At 58.5% G+C, this 6,000-nt stretch carries 5 protein-coding genes; 4 read left to right on the top strand and 1 reads right to left on the bottom strand.

Going from position 1 to position 6,000, the window contains the following annotated elements:
- Positions 1-478 precede the first annotated feature (478 nt).
- The 4 genes from AC2FF8_RS19785 to AC2FF8_RS19770 all read left to right on the top strand — a co-directional run bounded on the left by AC2FF8_RS19785 (position 479) and on the right by AC2FF8_RS19770 (position 4,394).
- The gene (locus tag AC2FF8_RS19785; protein WP_496880544.1) at positions 479-1,228 is read left to right on the top strand and encodes a 5-oxoprolinase subunit B family protein; all 750 of its coding nucleotides are present in this window, start codon (positions 479-481) and stop codon (positions 1,226-1,228) included.
- On the top strand, positions 1,225-2,223 hold the full coding sequence (locus AC2FF8_RS19780; RefSeq protein ID WP_496880543.1) for a 5-oxoprolinase subunit C family protein: 999 nt from the start codon (positions 1,225-1,227) through the stop codon (positions 2,221-2,223). Before AC2FF8_RS19785 ends, AC2FF8_RS19780 begins: the two co-directional genes overlap by 4 nt.
- A 12-nt stretch (positions 2,224-2,235) precedes the next feature.
- On the top strand, positions 2,236-2,997 hold the full coding sequence (locus tag AC2FF8_RS19775) for a LamB/YcsF family protein (protein ID WP_257600062.1): 762 nt from the start codon (positions 2,236-2,238) through the stop codon (positions 2,995-2,997).
- Positions 2,998-3,146: 149 nt separating this feature from the next.
- Positions 3,147-4,394: a hypothetical protein gene (locus AC2FF8_RS19770; protein ID WP_496880542.1), complete on the top strand. Its 1,248-nt coding sequence runs from the start codon at positions 3,147-3,149 to the stop codon at positions 4,392-4,394.
- A 57-nt stretch (positions 4,395-4,451) separates the two neighbouring features.
- On the opposite strand, the gene AC2FF8_RS19765 is transcribed toward AC2FF8_RS19770, so the two are convergent.
- Positions 4,452-5,846, bottom strand: coding sequence for a D-alanyl-D-alanine carboxypeptidase family protein (locus AC2FF8_RS19765; protein WP_496880541.1), 1,395 nt, complete (start codon positions 5,844-5,846; stop codon positions 4,452-4,454).
- Positions 5,847-6,000: the final 154 nt, after the last annotated feature.

Below are 6,000 nucleotides of genomic sequence, written 5' to 3'. Positions count from 1 at the left end.
CGACCCATCAGCACCGCCTCAGCAGCGCCGGTGAAGGGGGTTCTAAGTATAACCAACAAAACCCGCAAGTGGAAAATGACGCCGCAGGGCATTTTTTTGAAAAATTCGATATCGTCATTTAAAAACAATAACTTACAAAGCCAGAAAGCTTGCCTTTTCTGTGCCGGTCGGGACTCTCTCCCTCGGATGGCCACGACACAACCGGGAAGACACAAGACGGCACTACTATATATAGGGAATCGACCGACACTGAACACAAGGCTGCGCGACTCAAGTAAGTGAATCGACTCGCGACTCTGCCAGAATCTGCATTGAAAACCCCAAACGCCAGATTTCGAACCGCGCCGAGTCTGGCCGACAGACATTAAGTCCGACCGCGCCTTCAATGAGGCTGCATTCTGATCACCTATCTTGCACATCCCTCCGGGATGCGCTCTGGTCCGGGCAATTCACTTTCGGTTTCAATAGCGAGACAGGCATGGCGCGTCACCTTACGTTCCCACTGGTCAGAACCGTCGGATTTGACGGAGCGCTTGTCACATTTGCGGACACGATGTCTGAGACAGCGAACCGAGCGGCGCTGGCCTTTCGATCTGAACTGGTTCGGCTTCAATGGGCAGAGGTCACGGAGTCTTCTGCCACGCTGGCCTCGGCATATGTCCGGTTCGATACGCAACGCACCACCCATCAGCAGATGTTGCACAAGCTTCAGGACCTCGTCGACCAAAGGGACTGGTACAACACACCACTTCCAACGGGCCGCAGGCTGTGGCGAATTCCGACGGTCTACGGCACCGACCTTGCGCCTCAGCTGGACGATGCCGCTGCTGCTGCCGGTCTCACGCCGGAAGAAGCGGTACGGCGGCTTGGCCAGTCCCGTGTGCGGGTTTTGACAATCGGCTTCGCCCCCGGACAACCCTACCTTGGACCATTGGGCCCCGAGTTCAATATTCCGCGGCTGCAAACCCTTACCCCCATGGTGCCCGAAGGTGCTCTGGTTCTCGCAATATCTCAGTTTGTGCTGTTTTCCGGGCCGACGCCAACCGGGTGGCGGCATGTCGGGCAGACGGCTTTTCGGTGTTTCCGACCCGAGACAAATGAGGCATTCGCGCTCAACCCCGGGGATGAACTGATTTTCGAACCCGTGTCCCACGAAGACCTGGAACACATAAGCGCCAATAATGAGAATGGCACAGGCGGAGCAACCTGCGAGGAGATTGCGCCATGAGCCTGATCGTCCACCAGATCGGCCCGACTTGCACCATCCAGGATCAGGGGCGCATTGGTTATTTGGACCAGGGCCTGTCCCGGTCTGGTGCTGCCGACATACTGGCCCTTCATGAAGGTGCCGCGTTGCTTGGCCAGAGCCCGGAATTCGCCGCGCTGGAAATGGCCGGGATGGGCGGCGCGTTCGAGGCCACACAGAACATGCGTATCGCTTTGACCGGTGCGCGGATGCAGGCCAGTATTGATGGCAGCCCCGTGGCCTGGAATGCCTCGCATCACCTGGAGCCCGGACAACGGCTGGTCATCGGTGCGGCCCTGCAAGGCAATTACGGCTATCTTCACTTGGGGGGCGGTATCGATTCAGAGGTTTTTCTTGGATCTCGATCCGCGCATCTGGCGGCACGGATAGGGCGGGCAGTGCAGCCAGGCGACAGGCTGACATGTGGCCCGGATGCAGGCGACGCAGGTTTGAAACTGACCCCTTCCGAGCGCTTCTCGGGTGGCGTTTTGCGTGTCGTTGCCAGTTTTCAGACGTCCTTGTTTGATGACGCAACGCTTGATCGGTTTGCGCGCACCTCATTCCATCGTGGCGCACGCGCCAACCGGATGGGGATGCAAGTGAACAGTGACGGCGACGGGTTTGCGGCCACTGGCCAACTGAACATCTTGTCCGAGGTGATCACCCCGGGCGACATCCAGATGACCGGAACCGGAGACCCATTCATTCTGCTGCCTGAATGCCAGACCACCGGAGGGTACCCCCGCATCGCGACCGTTTTGCCCTGCGACATGCCCCGCGCAGCGCAGACGCCCGCGGGCGGAGCGATCACGTTCGAATTTGTGACCTTGGATCAGGCCGCCGATTTGCACGCGGCATTCCTGACGGATCTTGCCCGCCTGCCCTCAAAAGTCGAGGCGCTGGTGCGTGACCCGCATGACATCCCGGACTTGCTGTCCTACCAATTGATCAGCGGAGTGATCTCTGCCACCGACTAAGGAGATGTGCCGATGCCAAGCGTCGATCTGAATGCCGATATGGGGGAAAGCTTTGGTCCATGGAAAATGGGCGATGACGAAAGCCTTCTGAAAATCATCACCTCCGCCAATATTGCCTGCGGATTTCATGCGGGTGATCCGGATGTAATGGCATCTACAATGAAGCTGGCGGCCGAGAATGGTGTCGGCATCGGCGCGCATCCCGGGTTTCCGGACCTGCAAGGTTTTGGTCGCCGGAACATGAAGCTGTCCCAGGAAAATCTGCGCAACCTTGTGCGGTATCAGTTGGGTGCGGCGATGGGCATGGCCAAGGCGGTCGGCACCAAAGTGCGGCATCTGAAATTGCACGGCGCACTGGCCAATATGTGTTCGGTCGATATGGATATGGCGCGGGCCTGCTATCAGGGCGCGCTGGACGTCGATCCCGACATCATCGTGATGGTTCTTGCCGTGACGAAACAGGAAGACGCCGTGCGCGAGCTGGGCTGCAAATGGGTGGGCGAGATCTTTGCTGACCGTGCCTATAATGACGACGGAACATTGGTTGACCGCAGCCTGCCCGGCGCGGTGATCCACGACGCAGATGTCGCCGGACCACGCATCCTGAACATGGTGCGTGAAGGCGCGATCATCACCGAAAGCGGCAAGCGGCTGGAGACATCCATCGACACGATTTGCCTGCACGGAGACGGACCAACTGCCGTTCAGATCGCCCGTTCAGTTCGCGAAAGCCTGATCGGGGGCGGTGTCGAGGTGACGAAATTCACCCGCTGAACATCATGCGTTAACGATGGCAGCCCAGTTTCACGACTGTTGCCCGTGCAGGCCTCAGCGCCTAGCATGACGGGCAAACGCATATTCTGAATACCATAATTGCAAACAATGCATTGACCCGCAGCGGGCAAGTGCAAGGAGGTCGTGGAATGTCATTTGATCTGATGTCTTATCAGCCCCGGGGCGACAAAAAGAACTCGGACTTCTTCAATGAATACCTTCCGAAGATTTACGAACGCCGGACAAGCTCGGGCATTGCGGATCAGGTCGGTGCAATGCGGGCCATCATCATTCAGGTTGAACCCGACGCGGTGTTCGACACAATGGTCGAGCTTTACGTGATGACGCCGTATCGACACACCGCCAGCTATCTGGGGCAGACCCACAGGTTTTCGGTACTGCATTCACATCCCGACTATCCCGCGCTGATCCTGATGGCCCCGCTCAGCCCCGGGTTTGAAGATTTCATCCCCCGCATCAACCGCATGTACCCGCTTGCGCGCAACAATCCTCAGACGCGTTACGTAGGTGAGGTTTTCGCTGCCTGTGATCTGGACGCGCTGACCCGAGCACTTGAGGATCAGAACATACGCTTCGAGTATTCCGGCGACACCGAAAACCCGTTCTACACATCAGACGGGTACCGATTCACCACCCCGTCCGATTTCACCTGCAACCGCGTCGGGTATTCGACCCACGACTTTAACGATACCGACAGTCTGGGCCTTGGGGATCGCGTGTTGCTGAGCGATACGGAACAGGCCCGTCTGGAACAGGCCGCCGCCTTTGGAACCGAAAGCAGGATCGCCCCGCTGATGCTGGGAATCGACCATCTTGCGACGCGGGTGCTGGCGGGCGAGCGCGAGGATGCGATTCTCGAGTTCCTGACCATGGTGCCCTACTATTTCTGGGGCGCTTACAACATATTCGACATGAACTCATCGACCAACGTGAACCGCAACGGCAATGTAGACGATGACAAAAAGTCTCCGGCCAAGGTATTCACCGCAAACAACACGCCATCCTTCGTCAACTCCTTCGCCAAACTGCCGATGCCGACCGAAGATTTCGTGCGCAATTTTGGCCGTCGTCTGCACCACATGGCGGTCGAGATTCAGGATGGCGATCACGGCGCCGGGGAAAAGAACGTCGATTTCGTGGTGAACACCCTGAAGGACAAGGGTGTGCCGTTCCTGGCCCATGTGGTGGGTGAGTGCAAAGACGACCCGAACCTGAAACAGATCTTTTCGAAACACTCCAAGCACACCCTGCTGATTACCGAGTATATCGAGCGGTGTCACAAATACGACGGGTTCTTCACCAAGGACAACGTCGCCGCCCTGACGGCTGCCGCCGGGCAGGATGAACAATACCAGCACGGTCACGTTTTCGACTGAAAAAAGGGCTGCGGAAAACCGCAGCCCAGACCCGTTCAGGAGAGAGAATGCCGAACCTTATGATGGCCCGATCATGAAACAGGTGACGTTGCGGGCCTGCAAACGGCGACAGGCCAGATCCGCCTGTTCGCGGGTCATGCCCTGAAAGGTTGCGTCAAACCCGCGCGCGCTTTGGTTCACCTTGCGCAGCGTGCCTTCCAGAGTGGTCATTTCCGACAATGCGGTTTTCAGCAAAACCTTCTCGGCCTCATACCGCGTGGTATAGCGACCCACATTGACCCCCCACAGGTGCCCACCTGACGAAGACAACCGAGTGACAACCTCCTGCTCAGGCTCTGGCTGTTTGGTGGCGTCCGTCGAAGCCAGAACCAGATTTTCGGGGCGCAATGCCGGACGGGTATCGGATGTTTCCACAGGCGGTGCAGTTGGCGCGATATCCGCCTCTGCAATGGCCGCCGCGATCGCGCTGGTAATGCTGTCGCGATTCTCGTCAGCCGCCGCTGCAACCGCGCTTGCGACTTGCGTGGGCGCGGTCGGGCGCCGAACCGGGCGCAAACTGGATTTTGGCGCGCCGCTCACGCTGGCGACCTGCGTCCCGACACCCAATCCGGTATTTCCAGCATAGGCCGGTCGGGCAGGTTTGCGAATGGGCGCACGCGACGGGGCGCGGCGGAAGCCCAAATCCAGAAGCTCGGCAACCTTGGCATTCCGAGAGGCGCCGGACTTTCCGCCGAAAACGGTGGCGATGATGCGTTCATCCTTGCGCTTTGCCGATGCCACAAGATTGAACCCCGCTGCACGGGTGTACCCGGTTTTGATGCCGTCGGCGCCCTTGTAGGCCGCCAGCAGGCGGCGGTTGGTGTTGGGAACGGTTTTGATCCCTGCATAGGTCGATTGGCGCGAGAACAGATTGTAGTATTGCGGATAGTCATACAGCAGATGCCGACCCAGCGTGGTCATGTCACGTGCGGTCGAAAGATGACCCGCTTCGGTCAAACCATGGGCGTTCTTGAAGGTCGTGCGGCTCATCCCCATCGCCTTGGCGGTTCGCGTCATGCGCCGCGCAAAAGCTGCCTCGGATCCGCTGATGGCAATGCCGATGGCCGTGGCGGCATCATTGGCCGACTTCACGGCAGCCGCGCGGATCAGATAGCGAAAAGCAATCGTCTGACCGGCGCGCAGCCCCAGCTTCGATGGCGGCTCGGCTGCTGCCTTTTTGGTGATCCGAACCGGGGTATCCAGCGTGATCTCACCGTTCCGCACCGCTTCGAACGCGATGTAAAGCGTCATCATCTTGGTCAGCGATGCCGGGTGAAGTCTTGTGTCAGCATTGCGCGAATGCAGAACCTCTCCGGTTCGGGCATCAATCACCATCGCCGCGTAAGGTGCCGCCATGGACCTGAGCGGCGCAAACGCCAGAGCACATAGCAACACTATGAGAAGAAAGCCCATTCGGGCCGGAACTGTCCGCCGAATCTGCACGATTATTGCCTCTGTCTGCCTCGCGCCGCCGGGTTTTCCCGGTCGGCAAATTTTGTTTTATTATCGTACAGACTATCACAGAGACTTGGTGAAATAAACCGAAAGCTGAGCTTTTCGCGGTTTC

Source organism: Ruegeria sp. YTSA144 (genome assembly GCF_059610125.1).
The sequence above is the reverse complement of the archived record's forward strand: the minus strand, read 5'-3'. Positions and strand labels throughout refer to the sequence as shown.